Source organism: Clostridium sp. JS66 (assembly GCF_033561535.1).
In the GTDB taxonomy this organism is placed as follows: Bacteria; Bacillota; Clostridia; order Clostridiales; family Clostridiaceae; genus Clostridium_AM; species Clostridium_AM carboxidivorans.
In genome coordinates this window covers 2,623,447-2,645,339 of sequence record NZ_CP131467.1, presented here as the reverse complement: position 1 = coordinate 2,645,339, position 21,893 = coordinate 2,623,447, and the positions used below count along the sequence as shown (strand labels likewise).

Annotated in this window: 20 protein-coding genes, 1 pseudogene and 1 riboswitch; of the genes and pseudogenes, 12 read left to right on the top strand and 9 right to left on the bottom strand. The window is 30.4% G+C overall.

All coding sequences use genetic code 11. The features are described from left to right. Window positions 1-4 precede the first annotated feature (4 nt). Window positions 5-1,108 carry an endospore germination permease gene (locus Q6H37_RS12415; protein ID WP_318742236.1) on the top strand — a complete coding sequence of 368 codons (1,104 nt, stop codon included), beginning with the start codon at window positions 5-7 and terminating at the stop codon, window positions 1,106-1,108. A 122-nt stretch (window positions 1,109-1,230) separates the two neighbouring features. Continuing rightward, window positions 1,231-1,371 carry a hypothetical protein gene (locus Q6H37_RS12410; protein ID WP_318742235.1) on the top strand — a complete coding sequence of 47 codons (141 nt, stop codon included), beginning with the start codon at window positions 1,231-1,233 and terminating at the stop codon, window positions 1,369-1,371. A 70-nt stretch (window positions 1,372-1,441) separates the two neighbouring features. On the opposite strand, the gene Q6H37_RS12405 is transcribed toward Q6H37_RS12410, so the two are convergent. The 5 genes and pseudogenes from Q6H37_RS12405 to Q6H37_RS12385 all read right to left on the bottom strand — a co-directional run bounded on the left by Q6H37_RS12405 (window position 1,442) and on the right by Q6H37_RS12385 (window position 7,926). After that, window positions 1,442-2,167, bottom strand: a complete 726-nt coding sequence (locus Q6H37_RS12405) for a DUF1287 domain-containing protein (protein WP_318742234.1) — start codon at window positions 2,165-2,167, stop codon at window positions 1,442-1,444. A gap of 10 nt (window positions 2,168-2,177) precedes the next feature. Further along, on the bottom strand, window positions 2,178-2,996 hold the full coding sequence (locus Q6H37_RS12400) for a sulfurtransferase (protein ID WP_318742233.1): 819 nt from the start codon (window positions 2,994-2,996) through the stop codon (window positions 2,178-2,180). A gap of 106 nt (window positions 2,997-3,102) precedes the next feature. After that, a pseudogene (locus Q6H37_RS12395) lies at window positions 3,103-4,428 on the bottom strand (nitrate/sulfonate/bicarbonate ABC transporter ATP-binding protein). 12 nt (window positions 4,429-4,440) lie between these two features. After that, window positions 4,441-6,159, bottom strand: coding sequence for an ABC transporter permease (locus Q6H37_RS12390; RefSeq protein ID WP_318742232.1), 1,719 nt, complete (start codon window positions 6,157-6,159; stop codon window positions 4,441-4,443). 228 nt (window positions 6,160-6,387) lie between these two features. Next, window positions 6,388-6,553, bottom strand: a riboswitch (M-box (ykoK) riboswitch). Window positions 6,554-6,687: 134 nt separating this feature from the next. Beyond that, complete coding sequence (locus tag Q6H37_RS12385; protein ID WP_318742231.1) at window positions 6,688-7,926, bottom strand: acetylornithine/succinylornithine family transaminase; 1,239 nt, start codon at window positions 7,924-7,926, stop codon at window positions 6,688-6,690. A 748-nt stretch (window positions 7,927-8,674) separates the two neighbouring features. On the opposite strand from Q6H37_RS12385, the gene Q6H37_RS12380 reads away from it, so the two are divergent. The 5 genes from Q6H37_RS12380 (at window position 8,675) to Q6H37_RS12360 (ending at window position 12,737) form a co-directional block, all read left to right on the top strand. After that, window positions 8,675-9,538 carry a LysR family transcriptional regulator gene (locus tag Q6H37_RS12380; RefSeq protein WP_318742230.1) on the top strand — a complete coding sequence of 288 codons (864 nt, stop codon included), beginning with the start codon at window positions 8,675-8,677 and terminating at the stop codon, window positions 9,536-9,538. A 174-nt stretch (window positions 9,539-9,712) separates the two neighbouring features. Then, the gene (locus Q6H37_RS12375; RefSeq protein WP_318742229.1) at window positions 9,713-10,588 is read left to right on the top strand and encodes a transporter substrate-binding domain-containing protein; all 876 of its coding nucleotides are present in this window, start codon (window positions 9,713-9,715) and stop codon (window positions 10,586-10,588) included. A 159-nt stretch (window positions 10,589-10,747) separates the two neighbouring features. Beyond that, window positions 10,748-11,395 (top strand): amino acid ABC transporter permease, encoded by a 648-nt coding sequence (locus Q6H37_RS12370; RefSeq protein ID WP_318742228.1) that lies wholly within the window; start codon window positions 10,748-10,750, stop codon window positions 11,393-11,395. After that, entirely contained in the window at window positions 11,392-12,153 is a 762-nt protein-coding gene (locus Q6H37_RS12365; RefSeq protein WP_318742227.1) for an amino acid ABC transporter ATP-binding protein, read from the top strand. The genes Q6H37_RS12370 and Q6H37_RS12365 overlap by 4 nt, the downstream gene beginning before the upstream one ends. Next, window positions 12,135-12,737 carry a cytidylate kinase-like family protein gene (locus Q6H37_RS12360; protein ID WP_318742226.1) on the top strand — a complete coding sequence of 201 codons (603 nt, stop codon included), beginning with the start codon at window positions 12,135-12,137 and terminating at the stop codon, window positions 12,735-12,737. The genes Q6H37_RS12365 and Q6H37_RS12360 overlap by 19 nt, the downstream gene beginning before the upstream one ends. Before the next feature lie 78 nt (window positions 12,738-12,815). Here Q6H37_RS12360 and Q6H37_RS12355 read toward each other — a convergent pair whose 3' ends face one another. Together Q6H37_RS12355 and Q6H37_RS12350 are read right to left on the bottom strand one after the other, a co-directional pair. After that, a complete protein-coding gene (locus tag Q6H37_RS12355; RefSeq protein WP_318742225.1) occupies window positions 12,816-14,015 on the bottom strand; it encodes an FprA family A-type flavoprotein in 1,200 nt (399 codons plus the stop codon). A gap of 50 nt (window positions 14,016-14,065) precedes the next feature. Then, window positions 14,066-15,970, bottom strand: a complete 1,905-nt coding sequence (locus Q6H37_RS12350) for an acyl-CoA dehydrogenase family protein (protein WP_318742224.1) — start codon at window positions 15,968-15,970, stop codon at window positions 14,066-14,068. A gap of 465 nt (window positions 15,971-16,435) precedes the next feature. Between Q6H37_RS12350 and Q6H37_RS12345 the strand changes: the two genes are divergently transcribed. Then, complete coding sequence (locus Q6H37_RS12345; RefSeq protein ID WP_318742223.1) at window positions 16,436-16,903, top strand: metallophosphoesterase family protein; 468 nt, start codon at window positions 16,436-16,438, stop codon at window positions 16,901-16,903. Between the two features lie 90 nt (window positions 16,904-16,993). After that, complete coding sequence (locus Q6H37_RS12340; protein ID WP_318742222.1) at window positions 16,994-17,149, top strand: hypothetical protein; 156 nt, start codon at window positions 16,994-16,996, stop codon at window positions 17,147-17,149. A 215-nt stretch (window positions 17,150-17,364) separates the two neighbouring features. Here Q6H37_RS12340 and Q6H37_RS12335 read toward each other — a convergent pair whose 3' ends face one another. Then, window positions 17,365-18,495 (bottom strand): PrsW family intramembrane metalloprotease, encoded by a 1,131-nt coding sequence (locus Q6H37_RS12335; RefSeq protein ID WP_318742221.1) that lies wholly within the window; start codon window positions 18,493-18,495, stop codon window positions 17,365-17,367. Between the two features lie 449 nt (window positions 18,496-18,944). Between Q6H37_RS12335 and Q6H37_RS12330 the strand changes: the two genes are divergently transcribed. Beyond that, window positions 18,945-19,898 carry a heme-binding protein gene (locus tag Q6H37_RS12330; protein WP_318742220.1) on the top strand — a complete coding sequence of 318 codons (954 nt, stop codon included), beginning with the start codon at window positions 18,945-18,947 and terminating at the stop codon, window positions 19,896-19,898. A 162-nt stretch (window positions 19,899-20,060) separates the two neighbouring features. On the opposite strand, the gene Q6H37_RS12325 is transcribed toward Q6H37_RS12330, so the two are convergent. Beyond that, window positions 20,061-20,228 carry a hypothetical protein gene (locus Q6H37_RS12325; RefSeq protein ID WP_318742219.1) on the bottom strand — a complete coding sequence of 56 codons (168 nt, stop codon included), beginning with the start codon at window positions 20,226-20,228 and terminating at the stop codon, window positions 20,061-20,063. A gap of 223 nt (window positions 20,229-20,451) precedes the next feature. Here Q6H37_RS12325 and Q6H37_RS12320 point away from each other — a divergent pair, with 223 nt between their 5' ends. Then, window positions 20,452-21,102, top strand: a complete 651-nt coding sequence (locus Q6H37_RS12320) for a chloramphenicol acetyltransferase (RefSeq protein ID WP_318742218.1) — start codon at window positions 20,452-20,454, stop codon at window positions 21,100-21,102. Window positions 21,103-21,186: 84 nt separating this feature from the next. Continuing rightward, window positions 21,187-21,813, top strand: coding sequence for an ankyrin repeat domain-containing protein (locus Q6H37_RS12315; RefSeq protein WP_318742217.1), 627 nt, complete (start codon window positions 21,187-21,189; stop codon window positions 21,811-21,813). The last annotated feature ends 80 nt before the right edge of the window (window positions 21,814-21,893 follow it).

Sequence of the window (21,893 nt, the reverse complement as noted above, 5' to 3'; positions counted from 1 at the left end):
GGAAATGGATAAAATTAAAAATAACTTGCTAGAAGATTTTGATTGCAGTGCAATATTAGTAGGATTTATAACAGGGGTAGGTATTTTAGCATTGCCCAATGCAGTGACACAAGATGCAAAGCAGGATGGATGGATAGCTGTAATTGTAGGTGGTCTACATCCTCTTATTCTAGCTCTATTATCTATCTATTATGTGAAAAAGCATCCTGATGAGAATATTTTAATTTTAGGTAAAAAATATTTAGGGAGGATACTAGGAACAATATGTAATATTTTATTCATGTTCAATTTTGGTATATATATAATACTCGTTATTACTGGATTAAGTAATGTTTTTATGGTATACACATCACCTTTTTTAACACCAATAAAGATTTTTATTCCAACAATATTATTAGTTTTTTATTTAAACCATAAAGGAATAAAGGTATTAGCAAGAATCAATAATACTGCTTTATATTTTTCAATTATTTTAGCATTGACACTAATAATAGCACTACGATATGGAAATTATCTAAATGTACTTCCAATATTAGGATCAGGTTATAAAAATATTTTAAAAGGGAGTATGAAATCTGCTTATGCTTATGCAGGAATGGAATCAATATTTTTATTTTATCCTATTATAAAAAATAAAAATAGAATTAAAGTGATAGTTTTGAAAGCTACATTTATCTCTATGGGCATTTATACATGGATAACATTTATATGTATTTATTATTTAGGATATAAGGTTACTTTAAAAGCATTATGGCCAGTTTTATTGGTGACAGAAGGAGTAAATTTACCAGTACTAAACAGTTTTCGATTATTGTTTTTATTTTTATGGAGTATAGTAATATTTAAACTTATAGCAAATGAGTATTATGCATTTACATTTGTTTTAACACATGTTATAAAAGTAAAAGATAAGCAAATGATTTACTATTTTACTTTTCCCTTGATAATTTACATATGCTTAAAAGTTGGGAACGAAGTTCAAAGAAGAGCTCTAATTGACAAAATTATTCCTAAAGTCACTTTATTTAATATTGTTTATACATTAATTATTGCTTTATTGATATTTATAAAAGACAAATTGGGAAAAACAAAGAAAAATTGTATTTAATTTCTTATTTGCAATAAATTCAAACTTTCTTCTAACATACATATTCATAGATAATATGTAAATCCTATAGTGTATACTGAATATACATTAGCAATTTTTATTATTGAAAGGAGTATAAATTTATGAATAGAAATAAAAAAGATAAAAATATAAAAATGAATAAGGCTATAGAAAATATGGGGAATAGCACCAGTATACATTCCTTAAATACTGATAACAATGCCACTGGCAAAAATAATAATCACAAAACAAATAATAAGTAGTTACTAATAAAATAAAACCAGATTACCTTTAATATTAAATTAAGTAATCTGGTTTATAATTTTTAAAATTTTATTTTGAAACTCTAAAATGTCCTGTTATCTTTGGCATCCAATACATGATTTCATCGCCTTCTCTAGCATAAGGTGGTGCATTATGTATTATATACGGAACTCCATCAGTCCTTCTTTTATCAGAAACTATAGCTATATGTTCCTTATTGTCAAAGGTTAAAATGTCACCTGGCTGCCATTCCTTTAAATTATCTATATCATTAGGTTTCAACTCAGTGGTAATATTTTGAGCATATTTTTTAAAATAAACATAAAGATTAGGCACTCTTCTAAAGTCTATATTAGGGTCTGGTTTTCCTTCAATTCTTTTATAGTCACTAGGATGATTTCTTATATCCTCATCTACCATATCTTTTAAATTATACCCCGCATCCTTAAAAGCTCTCCATACTAAATCAGTACATACGCCTTCATTATCTGGAGGGTATCCGCCTACATAATATTCACTTTTATATTTTACTTTTTTTTCTGCTTCCTTCCTTGCTCCAAGAACTATAGTTTCTCGATTTTTTATAACACTTTTATCCTTATTTGAATTTATTACTGCAATTTCTTTCTGTAATTTTTCATTAATTGTTTCTTGCTTTTTTTCACTATTTGCACTTTTAGTTTGTACCTCTTTTAAATTTTTACTATAAAATGCACTTTTCTGAATCCAAAATTCGAATCCTATAATACTTAAACAAATGAAAATTAAAAATATTATACAGAACTTTTTTCTCATTTTTTATCTCCTAAATATTTTCCTTATAAGTTATCCAATCACTCCAGCTGCCAACATAAAGTTTTGCTTTTACGTCAATTTCATCTAATACCAAAAAATTAAAAGCAGCATCTATTCCAGAACCACAATACACTATAACTTCTTTTTTGCCAAATGAATTTTTAAACCTTTCCTTTAAATATGATATATCTTTAATGGTATTATTATCATTTAAGTTGTCTTTCCAATAGTAATTTACAGCTCCTTTTATATGCCCTGCTATTTTATCTATTGGTTCATTTTTTCCACTATATCTTATTTCTGTTCTTGAATCTATTACCAAAGTTTCAGGATTTAATTTTACTTCATTTACATGTTCCATATTTGTTTCTAAATTTTCATTTATACCTATTTTAAAATCACCTTTTTTTGGTACTTCTAACTCATCTGTTGAAATATCATTTCCATCACTTATCCATTTACCTATTCCACCATCTAAAACATAATTAGATTGATGTCCTATATGTCTTAGCATCCAGCAAAACCTTGCAGCACCTGCAATTTTATATTCATCATAAGCTACTACTACAGTATCATTATCTATTCCTAAACCTTCAATTGTATTTTTAAAATTATCAATTTCAGGCAGGGGATTTCTTCCACCATGTTCACCAGCTGCAGAGGATAATTGCTTGCTCAAATTTATAAACTTGGCTCCTTTTAAATGTCCTTGTTCATAACCCCTTCTGCCATAACTTTCATCAAGTAAATCTCCTCTACAATCTACAATTATTAAATTGGTATCTTCAATATGTTTCCTTAACCAATAAGTTGTTACAAAATTTTTCATTTTGGTTCCTCCAATTCACTAATATTCCATTATATCCTGTAAAATACAAAATTTACACTGCTATCTAGATAATTATATCATTTTGTCATGGAACCTTCAAAAATATTTAAATTACTTGTTTTTCCTCTAAATCCAAGTAAAGCTCTTCTGAATCATGATCATAAGTAAACAATTCAGCATATCTACCCCAATCAATTATAATATCCATCATTCCTTCAATTTCATGATGTGGAAAATTCTGCTTGAATAGCTCCTTAAAAAATTCTTCCTTCATTGTGTGATTTTTTTTATTATTTAATACATTCATTATTAATTGAAATGTAGATATACCCTCTAGCTGTTTTTTAAATAGTTCTTTACTTTCATCTTTATCTAACTCCACAAATTTTTTTCCAAGTTCAGTTATAAAAATATCTCCTTCTTTTACCTCCGCAAAATTAAGCATAGATATGCCTTCTATATTAGGAAGAAGATCATCTATTTCCATCATTAAATTTCCTCCTAGCTGATATATATCCATCTTACCACCGTTATCATCTATAAGTTCAAGTAGCCCAGACATCACACCAACATGAGCATCAGGGATCTGAATAGGCTTTTCTCCACCTTCTCCCTTTTCTTTATCTAAATTTACACTTTTGCTTAATTTATTTTCTTCATTATTAGCAGTTTTACCTTGTATTAATAACTTATAAACATTATCAACTATTTTTTAAAATTCAGGTGATTTTCTGTTTCTCGGATGAGGAAGATCTACTTTAATCTCATCAACCACATGTGCAGGATTCCTGCTGAGCATTACAATTTTATCTGCCATAAGTACAGCCTCTTCAATACCATGAGTAATCATTATTATACTTTTTATAGGCATCCTTTTTTCCTGCCACAGTTCAACTAACTCCGTTCTTAAATTTTCAGCAGTTAAAAAGTCTAATGCTGAAAAAGGTTCATCCAAGCATAAAAGCCTTGGTTCTACTGCTAATGCCCTAGCAAATCCAACCCTTTGTCTCATCCCTCCTGAAAGCTCCTTTGGATACGCCTCCTCAAATCCATCAAGACCTATAAGGCTTATAAGCTCTTCAGCTTTTCTTTTTGTATAATCTTTTGGAAATCCCTTAGCCTTAAGACCTAGCTCTACATTTTCACTAACAGTAAGCCATGGATAAAGTGCAAAGGTTTGAAAAACTATAGAAGCATAGGGATTTACTCCAGTTACCTTCTTACTATCAAAAATCACTTCACCACAATCTGGCTTTACTAATCCTGTTATAGTTCTAAGTAGTGTTGACTTACCTGATCCAGAAGGCCCTAATATAGCTATGAATTCACCTTCATTTATAGTTAAATTTATATCTTCTAAAGTAGGCTTATCTGAGCCACCAAAATATTTTGTAATTCCTTTAACCTTTATAAATTCTTTTACATTTTTCATATTCCCACCCCTTTATAATTCTATTTTAAATTTTTCTTCTGATAATACGTATAATCTTTTCCATAGTGTCTTATTGACACCAACTACTACAACACACATGATGATTGTAGCTATAAGTAACAAAGGATAATTCCCTTTTTCTGTAGCCTCTGATATAAGAGCTCCAAGTCCTACAGTAGACACGGTTCTTCCACCAAAATTAACATATTCAGATACAATGCTTGCATTCCAACATCCACCTGTAGCTGTTACCATTCCTGTTAAAAGATAAGGAAATATAGAAGGAAGTATAAGAACTTTCCACCTTTTCCATCCATTAATACCAAAAGTTTTAGCTGCAGCTTTTAAATCCTCAGGAATAGCCATTGCTCCTGCAATTACATTAAATAATATGTACCACTGAGTTCCCATTAACATTAAAATCACTGATGCAATATTGAGTCCGCCTAGCTTATTCATAAAATATATCAAAATCACAGGAAAAAGTGCAGTTGCTGGTATTGAAGCTACAACTTGAATAATAGGTTGTAAAACATTTGCTACTTTTTTATTCATACCTATAGCTACTCCTACAGGTACTGTCCATATTAACGCTATAACTTGAGCTGCAACAACTCTCAAAAATGAGTAACCTACAGATGGAAGTATCCTTCCCCATTCATTTTTTGAAAGCTGCATTAATAATTTAAATGCATTAAAGCCTGAATATAAAAGTACTCCATAAATTAATATTCTTACTAGCCATCTAACTGTAAAGCCTATTCCTATTCCTTTAGTTCTTTCTTTACTCGCAAGTTTCACAGCAAACTTATCTATAGCCTCATTTAAATTTTCTGCAATAGGTTCATATATTTTTTTAACTAAAAAGTCAACAATCACCGATCTTCTCAAAAGTGTAAGTACAAACGAATGAGGTGCTTCACCAGATTCAGTAAGCTCCATCTTAAACTTATCTGCCCAAACAGTTACTGGCTTCCAAACTAATTGATCTAAAAGCACAATAACAACTATTAATGCAGCTATCCCCCAAACTAACGCTTTCTTGTCTCCTTGACTTGCAGCAGTTTGCAAAAAAGAACCTATCCCCTCAAGCCTAAAGTCCTTACCTTTTAATGTAAACATTTCGCAAGCCATAAGAAAGAACCATCCACCTGCCCAAGACATCATACTATTCCAAACTAATCCAATAACAGCAAAGGGTACTTCTAGCTTTTTAAATTTCTGCCATTTATTTAATCCAAATACTCCTGAAGCTTCTTCTAAATCTTTAGGCAATATTTTTATAGAATGATAAAAACTAAAGGTCATATTCCATGCTTGTCCAGTGAATATCAATATAATAGAAGATAATTCCAAACCTATATTATTACTAGGAAATAATGCTATGAGTCCCAAAACTACTGCTGGCAAAAATGATAATACAGGTATAGATTGAAGAATATCCAGTACTGGTATCATTACCTTCTCTGCCTTTTCATTATGTGCAGCTATGTATCCATATATAAGTGTAAATATCAATGATAAAATATACGCTACTGTCATTCTGCCAACTGATTTCAAAACATATATTGGAAGATTCCTTACATCTGTTGAAACCTGTATCCCACTAGTATTTACATTCCCTTTTATACCTGGAGCAATTGCCAAATATAATATTGATACAATAACTAAAAATATAATTATATCAAGTACTCCAAGCTTTCTATTTACAACTGTCTTTTCTAATTTCATTCTAATCACGCTCCTCAATTTTTACTCGTTAATCAATAATTATCACCATCCTCAGTACTCATTATAATTACCGCCACCTTTCATATTACGTAATCAAGTCTATGTGAAATTTAATTAAATACTTCATGCCATAATTTTTGTAAAGAAACTGAAAATTCATATATAAAAACAAAAGAGCCCTAAAAAAGGCTCTCAAAAAACTCTAAAGACGAATAAATAAATATTCTTATAAACCATCCTTCGTTGAGCTTTAGCACTATATAGCTTTGAGTTAAACTCAGCTACATTAAGTAAAACCTTAATTCGGTAATACCTGTTGACCCATTGGCATCTCTCGATATTTTTGGGCAGTAGCATGTATCTAATATAGGAGCCTCACCTAACAATCCATATTTAATTTTATTTGAACTTTTGTACCCTTGTAAGTATAAGTTTTTCCACTTAGTTTGTCAATAAAAATAAAAAGACTGCTAATAAAAATACATTTATCAGCAGTCTTACAATTATAATATTTATTCAATAGTTTTCCTAAACTACATTTTTAAGTTCAAGTGTTCTATATGCTTCTTCTGCAGATGCTTTTAAAATTTCATATGCTTTATCACAGTGATCTTTAGTTGCAATAAGTGGTGGAACCATACGGATTACAGAATCTCCAATTAAAGTAACTAGCATCTTTCTATCCAAACATCCATGTTTTACATCTTTGCCTACAGGTTCGTCAAATTCAACACCTACAAGCAACCCTTTACCACGAACAGCTTTAATATACGGAAGTGTCTTTAATTTATCCATAAAATAGTTGCCTACTTCTTTAGCTTTTTCTGCTAAGTGCTTATCTAACAGCTCATTAATTTGAGCAAGTGAAGCTGCACAACATACTGGATTACCACCATAAGTTGTCCCATGAGATCCTACTGTAAAAGCCTTAGCCACTTCTTTAGTTGCACAAATAGCTGAAATTGGCATTCCTCCGCCCATAGCTTTTGCCATAGAAACTATATCTGGTTTTACACCATAACCCATATATGCCATAACATTACCTGTTCTACACCATCCTGTTTGAACTTCATCTAATAAAAGCAGCAAGCCTTTCTCATCACAAAGTGCTTTAATACCATCCATAAATTCTTGAGTAGCTGGAATAACTCCGCCTTCTCCTTGGACTGGTTCAATCATAATTGCAATAGTATTTTCTGTTACTAATGCTTTAAAAGATTCCAAATCATTAAAACCAGCATAAGAGAATCCTGGGAGCATTGGTTTAAGTCCAATTTGACAAGCATTATCAGGTTGTCCTGTAGCAGTTAATGCACCATAAGTTCTTCCATGAAAGCTGTTTTTTGCCGTTATAATATGATATTTGTTTTTACCATATTTCTCTACACCATATTTTCTAGCCATTTTAATCATTGCTTCATTGGCTTCTGTTCCTGAATTTTGATAAAATATTTTATCCATACCAATAGTTTTACAAATTTTTTCTGCCAAAAGTGCTTGAGGAACAGTGTATGGATAATTGAATGTGTGGATTACATCTTCAACTTGTTCTTTCACAGCAGCAACAACTTTTTCATTACAATTTCCTGCACTATTTACAGCAATACCACCATAGAAATCAAGATATTCCTCCCCTTTATCATTGTAAAGATACATACCCTTTGCACGTTCACAAACAAAATCATAACGTTCATAAGTATCAATCATATACTTTTTTACTAATGCCTTTACATCTTTTTCAGTTAAATTCTTATCTTTTAATTTCATATTCATACTCCCCTTTATCTATAAATTTTCTTAATTTAAATTTAAAAATCTTTCACAATTGCAGTAATGAAAGGCTATATACATGTTTTACTGCTATTTGTCAAAGCCTTTTTGCCATAAAAAATTCATATCAAATATAATTATGGACACTTAAGCAATTTTTTTGGTAATTAATTTTAGCATTTCATTCATAAATACGAATATTCTGAATTACATTTTTATTTTTATATCATAACAGTTTTATTAAGTAAGGTTAGGCTCTAATTTAACTGCATTTACTATAATTGCCTCCTCCCTAGTCTGCAGTGATTCTAAACTTTAATGGACTAAAAATTATTTAACAGCTGCTCCAACAATATATGCTGCTGTTTTCATCAAATTCAATAGGGTCTTTCCTTAATGAAGAGAACTGTTGATAATTAAAAGTTGTAAATTTACATGTCATTTCTCCTTTCTTACAAAGTTATCCTTTATGAACTTTTTTTCAATATTTGTATTATTCATTCGTTTTGACTATAATAATACATATTCTGAAAATAGTAAAATTACATTTTTGTATGTTAGACATTACATTTTTTCATACCTAAAAATTATATATACGTTTTCAATGTGTAAAATCAGTATTCCCGTGGGCCTCCAAATTTCAAGCTTAATTTATATTTAATCATATATTTTTATCACTATATCACACACAAATTAAATTTTTAAATTAGATATTCGATACTTAGCCTTAAGGAGGAGATGTAAAATGGATTTAAAAAAATACGAACTTTTTTCTGATGTAGCTGATAGTGGCAATTTCACAATAAGTGGTAATAAACTTGGCTATACTCAATCTGGAGTTAGTCACATAATAAAGGGATTGGAAAACGAATTTGGTTTTTCATTGTTTGTCAGGACAAGACGTGGAGTATCTCTTACAGATAATGGCAAAACAATTCTCCCTCTTATAAGACAGCTTTTAGCAAATAATTCTCATCTGGAGCAAACCATAAATGCTATAAATGGTCTAGTTACAGGTTCCATCACCATTGGTACCTATTCAAGCATTGCTATAAACTGGCTTCCAAAAATCATATATGAATTTCAAAAAGATTTTCCCAGTATTAATATAAATATAAGAGAAGGCGGTATTGACGAAATAGAATCCTGGATTGAAAATAGTACCGTAGATTTTGGTTTTTGCAGTGAGAGAAATTCTCAAGAATTTGACTGGATACCTCTAAAAGATGATCCACTTATGGCAATTTTGCCAAAAGATTTTCCAATTCCTGAAAACGGAGTTTATGAAATTTCTCATTTTCAAAATCAGCCTTTTATAATTCATGGACTAGGAATTGATTATGATATACACCTAGCATTAAGAAAAGCAAAGGTAACACCATGCATACACTTTTCATCAACAGATGACCATACCATTATTTCCATGGTTGCAAATCATCTTGGTGTCAGCATACTTCCAAACCTAATTGTAAAAGATTGGTCAGCATTAATTAATGCTTTGCCACTTAAGCCATATACATTTCGAACTTTGGGTATTGGAGTAAAATCTTTAAAATATCTTTCACCTGCTCCAAAAAAATTTATTGAATATACAAAAGAATTATTGTAAACATTTTAACATCTTGAAAATAGAGAATAATGCGATAATTAACATAATGATAAAAATGCATTATTTCATTGATAAAAACGCAAAAAAATATATTGTTTATTGACAAATTATTAAACAGGTGCTATTCTGTAAACATCAAATCAATGATTACTAAATTTTTTGGGGGGATTACACATGAAAAAATTATTAACAAAAAAAATATTTTCAGTATTAACAATTTTAACTCTTATTGTATCACTAGTCGGGTGCGGTAACAGCTCTTCAAAAAAGGAAGAAGCTTCTACAACAACTACTGTTAGCGCCGATAAACTTCAAGGTGCTTTGAAAGATTATACCTTTAAAATAGGAACTTCTGGTACTTATGCTCCATTTTCCTATTATGATAAAGATGGAAAAACTTTAATAGGATTTGATATGGATTTTCTTAAGGAATTACAAAAAATCCTAGGCTTTAAAATTGAAGGTGACAAGTTACAAGCTATGGACTATAGTCCATTAACTACATCCGTTGCTGAAGGTAAACTTGATTTTGTTGTAGCAGCTCTTTGTGCAACAGATAAAAGAAAAAAAGTAATGAATTTTACTGATACTTATTATAATGCAGGATTAACAGTAATTACCAATAAAAATACTAGTCCAAAAGAAATAACTGGAATTGACAGTATTAAGAGTGGTAAATATAAGGTTGCTGTAGAAAAAGGAACTGCCAGCAATTTATATTTAGCTTCTGCTAATGTATCTCAAAATAATCTTCAAATACATGATTCTATTACAACAGCTCTTCAAGCACTTGAAGATGGAAAGGTAGATGCTGTAGTTCATGATGCTCCTGGTACTGCATACTATATATCAACTAAAAAGGATACAAAACTTCAAATGGTTGGAAAATGGTTTGCACAGGATCAATCACAATATGCAGTTGCAGTTTCATTTAAAGCTGCTAAAAGCAATCCTCAATTAATGAGTATTTTAAATGCAGCAGTTAAAAAATTACATGACGATGGTACAATAGCAAAACTTGAAGATAAGTGGTGTAAAGCTGCTAAATAATAAACTTTATGCAAGTAGCTTCCTTTGATTATTCAGACTATTACAATAAATGCAGCATATTGGTTGAATATGAATTAATCAAGGGAAGCTTTCACTATTTATTTTTCTATGATTATAACTACTATTGTAGCAAGTTTTGTGCTAGGAAGGGATGATATTATGGATTTAAGTTTTTTAAAAGTTCTTATGCCCATGCTTTTGGATGGACTAAAAATAACATTAGAAGTTTCAATGTTCGGAATCTTTTTTGGATTTTTAATAGGATGTTTATCTGGTTTTGCACTTCAATGCAAAAATAAAATTACAAAGATTATTGCCAATATTTATTTATGGATTATTCGTGGAACACCATTAATTGTTCAAGCATTATATGTATACTTTGTTATACCAAAAATTACTGGACATGATATTCAGAGCAATGCTGCAGGAATTATAGTAATATCTTTAAATTCAGGTGCATTTATTGCTGAAATAGTACGTGGCTCTTTAGAAGGAATTGACCTAGGTCAAAAAGAAGCAGGAGTATCTCTTGGTCTAACACCTTTTCAAACTCTATGGCATGTAGTTATTCCACCTGCTTTTAAATCAATGTTACCAGCTCTATTCAACCAATTTATTATTACAGTTAAGGATACGGCAATACTTTCTGTAATAGTAGTAAATGAAATAACAAAACAAATTCAAAATTATGCTGCAGTTACCTTTGATACCATACAAGCTTATAGTGCAGGTGCAGTATTCTATCTGATGATAATCTCAATTCTCATTATTATTCAAAAACAAATTGAAAGAAGGGTTAAAGCATGAAAAGTTTAATAAAAATTGAAAACTTGTCTAAAAATTTTGGTGATCTGGAAGTGCTTAAAGATATTAATGTTGATGTTACTGAAGGTGAAGTTATATGTATCATTGGACCTTCTGGTTCAGGTAAAAGTACTTTACTTCGTTGTATTAATCAATTGGAAGTTCAATCCGGTGGAACTATATATTATGAAGATAAAGATGTTTGTGCTCAAAAACACGACTTACGAAAATATCGCGAAGAAGTTGGTATGGTATTTCAAAGATTCAATTTGTTTCCTATGAAAACTGTGCTAAAAAATATCACTCTTGCACCAATTTTAACAAAAAAGAAATTAAAGTCTGACGCTGAAAAAAAGGCAATGGAACTTCTAGAAAAGGTGGGTTTGGCATCAAAGGCAAATGTAATGCCTACCACATTATCTGGTGGTCAGCAGCAGCGTGTTGCTATAGCTAGAGCATTGGCAATGGAACCTAGAGCTTTGCTTTTTGATGAACCTACATCTGCATTGGACCCTGAACTTGTGGGAGATGTTCTTGAAGTAATGCGTGATCTTGCAAAAGAAGGCATGACTATGATAGTAGTAACTCATGAAATGCAATTTGCTAGAGAGGTTTCAGATAGAGTAATTTTTATGGCGGATGGATACATTGTTGAAGAAGGAAAACCAGAAGAAATCTTTACAAATCCCAAAAATCAACGTACAAGAACATTCCTTGCAAGAATAGTTGGAGATGATAATATATGCAAAAGTATTGTGTAACAATTAATAGACAATTTGGAAGTTTAGGAAGACCAATTGCAAGAGAACTATCTACAATACTTGGAGTAGAGTATTACGATAGAGATATAGTAGAAACCACTTCTCAAAAGTTGAATCTGCCAGTATCCACCATTAGTGATCATGAAGAAACAAGCTATACCTCAAATTTTCTTAATATGCTGTTTCCCTTAGGCGATAGTTCACTTGATAAACAAAATAAGATATTTGATACTCAGAGAAAGATAATATCAGATTTAGCTGACAAAGAATCCTGTATTATTGTTGGCAGGTGTTCAGATTTCATCCTTAAAGATTATAAAGATTGCTTAAATGTATTCATATATGCTCCTAAAGAAGCTCGCTTTAATAACTGTGTAAACATATTAAAAATGGATCCAGGAGAAGCAGTTCGTATGATTGCAGAGGTTGACAAAGCGAGAGAAAATTATTATAGACATTATGCTGGATACTCTTTTGAAGATATTGAACATAAACATATAATGATTGACAGTAGTTTGTTTGGTGTTAAAGGTACAGCAGAAATTTTATATAAGATAATAAGGAAAAAATTTAAGCTATCTTAAAAAATAAAAAACTGTGAAATTATAAGGCTATAATATCTATAATTTCACAGTTTTTTAATTAAAATAATGAAACAAGTTTTACTTTATTGATTCTATAATACTATCAGCAATAGCATCCATGGAATCTACATCTTTTTCCTTCAATGCCGAATTCACTGTCATATCACTATCTAAAATAGTCATATCTTTCATTTCATCTAAAAGCTCACGCATTAATTTAGCAGATTGAGGAGCCCAAGTACCATTTTCTATAAGAGCAAAAGTACGTTTTTGAAGATTTAAGGCTTTCATATCCATTATATAGTTTAGCATTGGTGGATAAATCTTTAAATTATAAGTTACAGAAGCAAGTACTACATGACTATATTTAAAAGTTTCAGAAATCAAGTAAGATACATGAGTTTTTGAAACATCATACATAACTACATTAGTCATTCCTTTTTCTACTAGTCTAGTTGCTAAATCTGTGGCAGCTGCTTCTGTATTTCCATACATTGTTCCATAGACAATCATTACACCCTTTTCTTCTGGTTCATAACGACTCCATTTATCGTACTTGTCTAAAAAGTATCCAAGATCATTACGCCATACTGGTCCATGTAATGGGCAGATAGTTTTAATTTCAATGCTGCTGGCTTTTTTCAAAAGAGCTTGAACTTGAGGACCGTACTTTCCTACAATGTTTGTATAATATCTTCTGGCATCATCAATCCAATCACGGTCAAAATTCACTTCATCATTAAACAATTTACCATCTAAAGCGCCAAAGGAACCAAAGGCATCAGCTGAAAATAGCACCCCATTTGTAGTATCATAAGTTACCATAGCTTCTGGCCAATGTACCATTGGAGCTGATACAAATACAACATTGTGTTTTCCAAAGGACATGGTATCTCCTTCTTTAACTTGTATTACATTGTCATCTATAGGGAAATCAAACTGATGCATGAACATGAATGCTTTTTCAGTACATATAATTTTTACATCTGGATAACGAAGAACAATCTCTTCAATACATGCTGCATGATCTGGCTCCATATGATTAATTACCATATAATCCAAAGTTCTATTTCCTAAAACTCCTTTAATATTTTCAATAAATTGGCGGCAAATTGACCAGTCAGCTGTATCAAAAAGTACTGTTTTCTCATCTAAAAGCACATATGAATTATAAGAAACCCCTCTTGGAATGGGATGAACATTTTCAAATAGGGCAAGGCGATGATCATTACCTCCAACCCAATAAAGATCTTCAGTTATTTTTCTAACACAATACATTAATTAATCCTCCTTTAAAATAAAACAATAAATAAAACATATCATCTATATTAAACTTCTATAAAAGCATTTTTTTCTTCACCGCAAGCAGGACAAGTCCATTCTTCAGGTATATTTTCAAATAAGGTTCCAGGTGCTATTTCTCCTTCTGGATCACCAATTCCAGGATCATATTCATAACCGCATCCATTACATACATAATGCTTCCAAGTTGGAACAACTTTCTTTAGAACCTCTCTCTTCATCTTCTTCATTGGTGGAGCTTCCTTCTTTGCTTCTCCATTATCTAAAGCTTCAGTAAGAAGAGGTAGAATCTCAACTAAGTCTCCAACAATACCGTAATCTGCATTCTTGAAAATTTTTGCATTAGAATCTATATTTATAGCAACAATAGTACTAGCATCCTTTATACCTTTCAGATGTTGACTTGCACCAGAAATTCCACAAGCAATATAAAGATTTCCCTTAAATTTTTGACCAGACATTCCTACATAACGATCCATTGGCACATATTTAAGAGTTTCAGCTACCGGACGTGAGGAACCTATAGCAGCACCTGCTTGAACTGCCAAATCTTCTATAAGTTTCATGTTTTCTCTTTCACCTATACCTCTACCTGCACTAACCACTCTTTCTGCTTTACTAATAGGAGTATCTGTAGGAATTCCAATTGTAAAATCATAACCATCTTTCTTAAGAGCTTCCACAAGAGCATTTACTTTTTCTTCAGCAGTCCCATCCTTGTAAATAATTTTCTTACGATAACCTGTACCAGATTCATGTGGGACTCTAGCTGTGTGCTCACTTTTGGGTATTTTACCAAGAATGCTGGCTGCAATAACTACACGCTGAATTTCATTAGTTCCTTCATATATTGTACAAATCTTAGCATCTCTATAAGCACGTTCAACTTCCATACCTTTAAGATAACCACTTCCTCCAAATATTTGAAGAGCATCGTTTACAATTTCAAGACAAACATCTGAAGCATACTGTTTTGCCATAGCAGCTTCCATGTTATAATGCTCATGATTTTCCTTCAGCTCAGCTGCACTGTAAATAAGCAATCTAGCTGATCTGAGCTTTGTGGCCATATCTGCTAACTTAAAAGCAATGGCTTGCTGTCTACAGATAGGTTTACCAAATTGAATTCTTTCTTTTGAATATTCTAATGCATTTTCATAAGCTCCTTGAGCTATACCAAGAGCTTGTGCTGCAATACCAATACGTCCACCATCTAAGGTTGACATGGCAATTTTGAAGCCTTCCCCCTCTTTTCCTAATAAGTTTTCCTTAGGAACCTTAACATTGTTGAAAATAAGTTCTGCAGTTGCAGAAGAACGAATACCCATCTTATCATAGTGTTGTCCAAAACTAAAGCCTTCCCATTCCTTTTCTACAATAAACGCACTGATTCCATGTGTGCCTATATTAGGTGTAGTAATTGCAAAAATTATATAAGTGTCAGCTTCGCCTCCATTGGTGATAAATATCTTTTCTCCATTTAAAATATAATAATCACCTTCTAAAACAGCAGTAGTTTCAGTACCACCAGCATCACTGCCAGCATTCTCCTCTGTAAGTCCAAATGCACCAAGCTTTTCTCCCTTTGCCAGTGGAATCAAATATTTTTGCTTCTGCTCTTCTGTTCCATAAGCAGCAATTGGATATGTGCCTAAAGATGTATGTGCAGAAAGAATTACACCTGTACCACCATCTACTCTTGATAATTCCTCAACGGCGATGGCATAACTGATTACATCTAAACCTGCTCCACCATATTCTTTTGCATATGGAATCCCAAGCATCCCCATATCAGCTAACTTTTTAATTACTTCTGATGGAAATTTATTTTCCTGATCTAGTGTAAATGCAATAGGTTTAACTTCTCCTTCAGCAAATTCCCTAATTTTTGTCCTCAAATTTTCATGCTGTTCTGTAGTTTTAAAAAACATAAATATACCTCCCCAAAATTAAAACATTTTCATGTATGTCCTTCCTTAATGAACTATATCAATGAAATCTTCTTAAATTCAGGTGACTCTTTTAATTCCCCCCTCTTTAAAAGTCATCTAATTAACATATTTGCTATTTCCAGATATTCTAAGTAACGTCTAACAAGTAATTTTTATCAATTACTTGTAATATTTATATAATTTATTATACTACTTAATAATTATTATTGCAACTTAGTTTAAAAATTTTTTTAGTTATCACCAGTAAATGGATTAATAAATTTTAAATAGTTTCAAAACTACATAATTGTAGTATAATATTTTAAAATATAAAATTTTATACTATGTTTGATTGAAATCAATATAAAAATATATTTTTTTAATAATATGAATAACTAGCTTTTTATTCCATAACACATATGAAGATATTAAAAAATCAATATAATGCACTAAGGAGAGGTTTTTATGAAGATATATAAAATTGGAGTAATTTCTGATACCCACGGTCTTTTAAGAGAAGAAGTTTTAGAAATTCTAAAAGGATGTGATTTAATTATACATGCTGGAGATGTAGTAGATCCTACTATATTAAAGGAGCTGAAGAAAATTGCTCCTGTTACTGCAGTACGAGGTAATTGTGACAAAGGTAATTTTGCATATGAATTAAATAAAACAGAATTGGTAGAAGTGGAAAATACACTAATATATGTACTTCATGATATTGATAAACTAGATATAGATTTAGAAACGTCAGGTGTTAATATTGTCATAAGCGGTCATTCTCACAGACCACTAAAGGTAAGACACGATAATGTATTATTTTTAAATCCAGGAAGTGCTGGTCCTAAAAGATTTAATTTACCTATAAGCATGGCAATATTAAATATAGATGATAATAACATAGATGCAGAACTGATTGATATAAATTCATAAGAGTAAGATATATTCCAAAAATCCCTATAAAATAATAGATATAATTTAAAACTAATTGTAAATAATATCAAAGAGAAGGGAAGTGAATATATGAACAATTATAATATACCTACATCTATTCCTGAAGGGTATGATTTCAGTAATTTATCTACAGAAGAGCTAAAATCTATTAAAGAAGCTGAAGAACAAATAAATAAGAAGCATGGCAATAACCTTTATCTAATTGCATATGATAAAACAAAATAATACTAATTAAATTAACAAACAAAAGCTTTCAGTTTTTATATTATCCTAATAATTCAAAACCTATTGTAGTCAATCTTATGGATTACACGAAACGCATAAAAGTTTTATATCATGTCAAAAATATCTGTAAATTAATATGTTCCCTTTATATTACACAATTAAAATAATAAAACTGTTTTTATAAAGGGGCATATCAAATAATAAAGCAAATTTTCTTATGTGAATGTCTTTTGTTTATTTGAAATCTGCTTTAATCCCACACTAATTAGCACCAATATAATAATCCAAGCTATTCCTGTAAGCATTATTTGAACAAAAGGTATATCACTGTTAATATCTATTGGCATGTCCCAAATTGCATGTAACATAATTGCAATTATAAAAAACTTTAAAAATTGCCCACTCATTATATGATCCATTTTTAATATATTTCCTTTCTTTGCCATTACTAATGCTGCTCCAGACATTGCAGCCCAAACAATATGACTTCCAAAAGCAAAGATTCCTCTTAAATAAATTGTGGACATCATTGCAGAATAATTAGCCATAATTAAAGCTCTAAATCCATATCCTGCTGTTTCAAACACCGCAAATCCTGCTCCAACTGCTGCACCTAACAAAAGCCCATTTAATATGTATTTTTCTTTTGTCCCTCTTAAGAAATATGCAACTACAACTATCTTTCCAACTTCTTCAATAATTCCTGTTAAAATTGCACTAGAATAATCTAATTGACCAGTACTAAACATACTATCCAACATTAGCGTTACAAGTAATGAAAATACTCCTCCAATAAAAAATATTTTGGTTACATCAAAAATATTAATATTTCTTGGTGCATTAACTTCCCAAAAAAAGACAAGTAATGAAAAAGGAACTGCTAAAGCACCTATAAATATGATTCCTGGATAAGCATTAACATTATGAAATAGTTCTAATAAAGATACCAATATAACAAAAGTAACTGCAAATACCATAAACACCCTTGAATACAACCACGGTTTAGGCCATTCTGAAGAAATTTCTTCTTCTCTTGGAGTAGTTCGCGCAGTTCCACAAATAAAAATATTCTCTCTTTCTTCTATAGTATGTTTTTGAAACACATTAATTACTAAATCTCTTAAATTTAGTTCTACTTGTCCACTTCCTCCAGCCATTGTATTTACTTTGTTTACAAAACCATCAAATGTATCCTTAGCTTGTTCTCCTATGGTTTTGGAATATTGTTGTCCTCTATAATAATTTTTATTACTATAAAATGAAAAACCACAATTACCGCAGAATCTAGAGGATTTATCTAAATTTTTCGTTCCACAATTTGGACAATAATTTATATCATCGTTCATTTACTAGCCTCCTTACTTTGAAATATTTATTTTTATAATATACTATATACTTTTTGTTATCAATAGATTAATCCAGTTATCAATAAATTTAACAAACAAGTCTTACAATTTCAGGTTATTGGAAAATTTATTCATTGACATATAGTAATGCTCTAAGATAAAATGAGTTCAAACTTTAGAAAACGTATTCATATTTATTTACAGAACCAATTATTATGTATTTCACCAATATACTTCTTTTATTTTATCAATTTATAAATATCCTTAAAAATGAACAACAATGACTAATATATATTTCACTTCTCTTGGAAAAAACTAAACTTCAAACAAGTGTTTTAATTGAAATTTAGCTATCAATAGTAGTAGAAATTTTAAATGCTATATTATAAGTAAAAATAGTCTTTGAAATTTTTAAGTAAATTATATATAATATGAAAGGAGTTTTATTAATGGAAAAAGATACTACGCACCCTGAAACATTTGAAGCTCAAAACCCTAATATTAAAGTGGCAAGATCCATTGTAAATTTATCACTTGCAAAGGAAATTACTGCTGCAGCCGAGGAGAAAGCAAAAGAGATAAAAGTTCCTATGTATATTACCATTGATGATGCTGATGCAAATTTAATTTCTATTAATAGGATGGCAGGAGCAATTTTAGTTAGTGAAAGGATATCACAAAGCAAGGCATATACTGCTGTTGCATTAAAAATGCCAACTAGCACTCTTGCAACTCTATCTCAACCTGGAACAGCTTTATATGGTATCCAAAATGATAGCAAAATAGTTATTTTTGGTGGAGGTTTTCCTCTCGTATTAAATGGACAGGTTATTGGTTCTATTGGTGTAAGTGGTGGTTCTGTAAAAGAAGATATGTCCGTTGCACAAGCTGGTTTGAAAAAATATAAAGAAATTGCTGAAAACTTAGGAAGTGATTCAGTAATAGCACAGTCAGAAGCTTCTAAAAACATAACCGATACAGCAATAACTGATTATGGAATTAATCTTGAACTAGCAAGAAAAATGGCTATTGCAGTTGAGAAAAAAGCTATAGAAATAGGAGTTCCAATGTGGTTTTCTGCAGTAGATAAAGGTGCTAATTTAATTTTAGAACAAAGAATGGAAGAAGCTTTACTTGTAAGTAGAGAAATTTCATTAAATAAAGCATATACAGCAGCTACTCTTAAACTTCCAACTGATGCAGTTGCTGAAGTTTCACAACCTGGAACATCTTTATATGGTGTTCAAAACGTTTCAAGAATGATTATTTTTGGTGGAGGTTATCCATTAGAGTATAATGGAAAAATTATAGGTGGTATTGGGGTAAGCGGCGGCTCTGTTGAAGAAGACATGCAAGTAGCTCAGGCTGCTATGGCTGTATATAATGCAGAATTAAAAAAATAACTTTTTAGTCATATATAAATATTGTAATTTAGCACTAAGGACTTTCAATATTTCTTGTAACTTTATGCATAAAAGTACTAACAAAAAAATTGCTGACAAAGTGGGTTTGCCAGCAGTGTAAATGTCAAATAATAATTTTTATTTGTAAATGTATTTTTAATTTTACAATGGAATTGATCCAGTTAAAATGAATACTAGAACATAAAGTACAAATGCTGGAAGTCCTACTGCTAAAATTTCCTTCTGATAATCAACAAATTCAACCTCTGTTCTTCCAATAAATAAGAATGAAATAGCACTATTTGTCAAGTCCTCTACTAGTATAACCATTATGATAACAGTACATATTAAATCGAGCCAAAAACTTTTGGTCTTTTTAATTCTGGATCATTTTATCTTAATATAATTCACCCATCCTCAATCCAATTTACACCACTCTTATGCGCATTTACAAGATTCCTCCTATTGATCAAATTTTACATATAACATATTGTATTGATATAATTACTATATATGTAGAAAATAATATTTTATATTAAGGAGGAATTAATTTATGTTTCATATAGTTGATTTGGAAAAATGGGAAAGAAAAGATCACTTTAAGTACTATACTGAACAAATTAAGTGTGGTTATAGTATTACTGCAAATCTTGATGTTACTTCATTTAAGGAATCATTAAAAAAGAACAATCTAAAATTTTACCCTTCATTTATATATTGTGTTACTTATAACATAAATTCCATACCAGAATTTCGCATGAGACTTAAGGAAAATAATCAGTTAATTGTATATGATATTGTTCATCCGAACTTTACTATTTTTCATGAAGATGATCATACCTTTTCAGATATTTGGTCAGAGTATACAGATGATTTTCATAAATTTTATGATAACTATAAAAGGGATATTGAAAAATACTCAAATGTTAAAGGAGTAAAAATCAAACCAAATCAACCTGAAAACTTTTACTGTATATCATGTGTACCATGGCTAAATTTCACAGGATATTCCACATATAGTAATGGTTCAAATCCATCACTAATGCCAATTATAACATATGGAAAATATCATAAAGAAAATGAAAAATGGTTAATGCCATTTACAGTTACAATATCACATGCAGCAGCTGATGGATATCATGTGAGTAAGTTGATTAATAACATTCAAACAACAATAGATAAATTTAATGTTGAACAAATATAATTAAGTTAAAATATTATTATACAAGTTTACAAACACTAATTATCTAGGCATTGTAAATTATTCTATTTTTAGGAGGTGACTCATTTGGGTATACTTAGCAGCATATTTTCTTCAAACCACAAATCAATTTACACAGCTATTAGAAAAGGATATATAGATGATATAAGAGATTACTTAAATGGCTCTAACAATTTAAATTCGGATTTTCAACTTCAAAGTATACTTCATTACGCTATTGACAACTGTGAAAATAATTATTTTGAAACAATTAAACTGTTAATGAACAGCGGCATTGATATCAACAGCCATCATAGCAAATTTTTAGAAACTCCTCTTCATAAACTTTGTGCAAGAGCAGTACCCCATATTGACATAATAACTATACTATTAGAAAAAGGCGCTAAAGTTAATGCTGTCAATATATCTGGTAAAACTCCTGTGTTTTATTGCAATTTTAGTTATTCTGTAGAGTTATTAAATCTCCTTATAAAATATGGAGCTGATATAAACATACAGGATAAATATAAAAATACACTTCTTCATGATGACTATGTAAATTGTCTTGATGAACATTTTGAAGAATTTCTAAAAACATTATTAAATTTGGGTTTTGATATAAATTCAAAGAATGATTTAGGTCTAACGCCCTTAGCTCTTTGCAAAAATGAAAAAATTGAGGGTATTTTAGTAAACTACGGTGCATTTAAATAATTTTATTTTTAAATATTAGGCATCTGAAAGAAAATAATTAGTCCAAATGCAATGAATATTTTCTTGAAGATGCCTTAAAT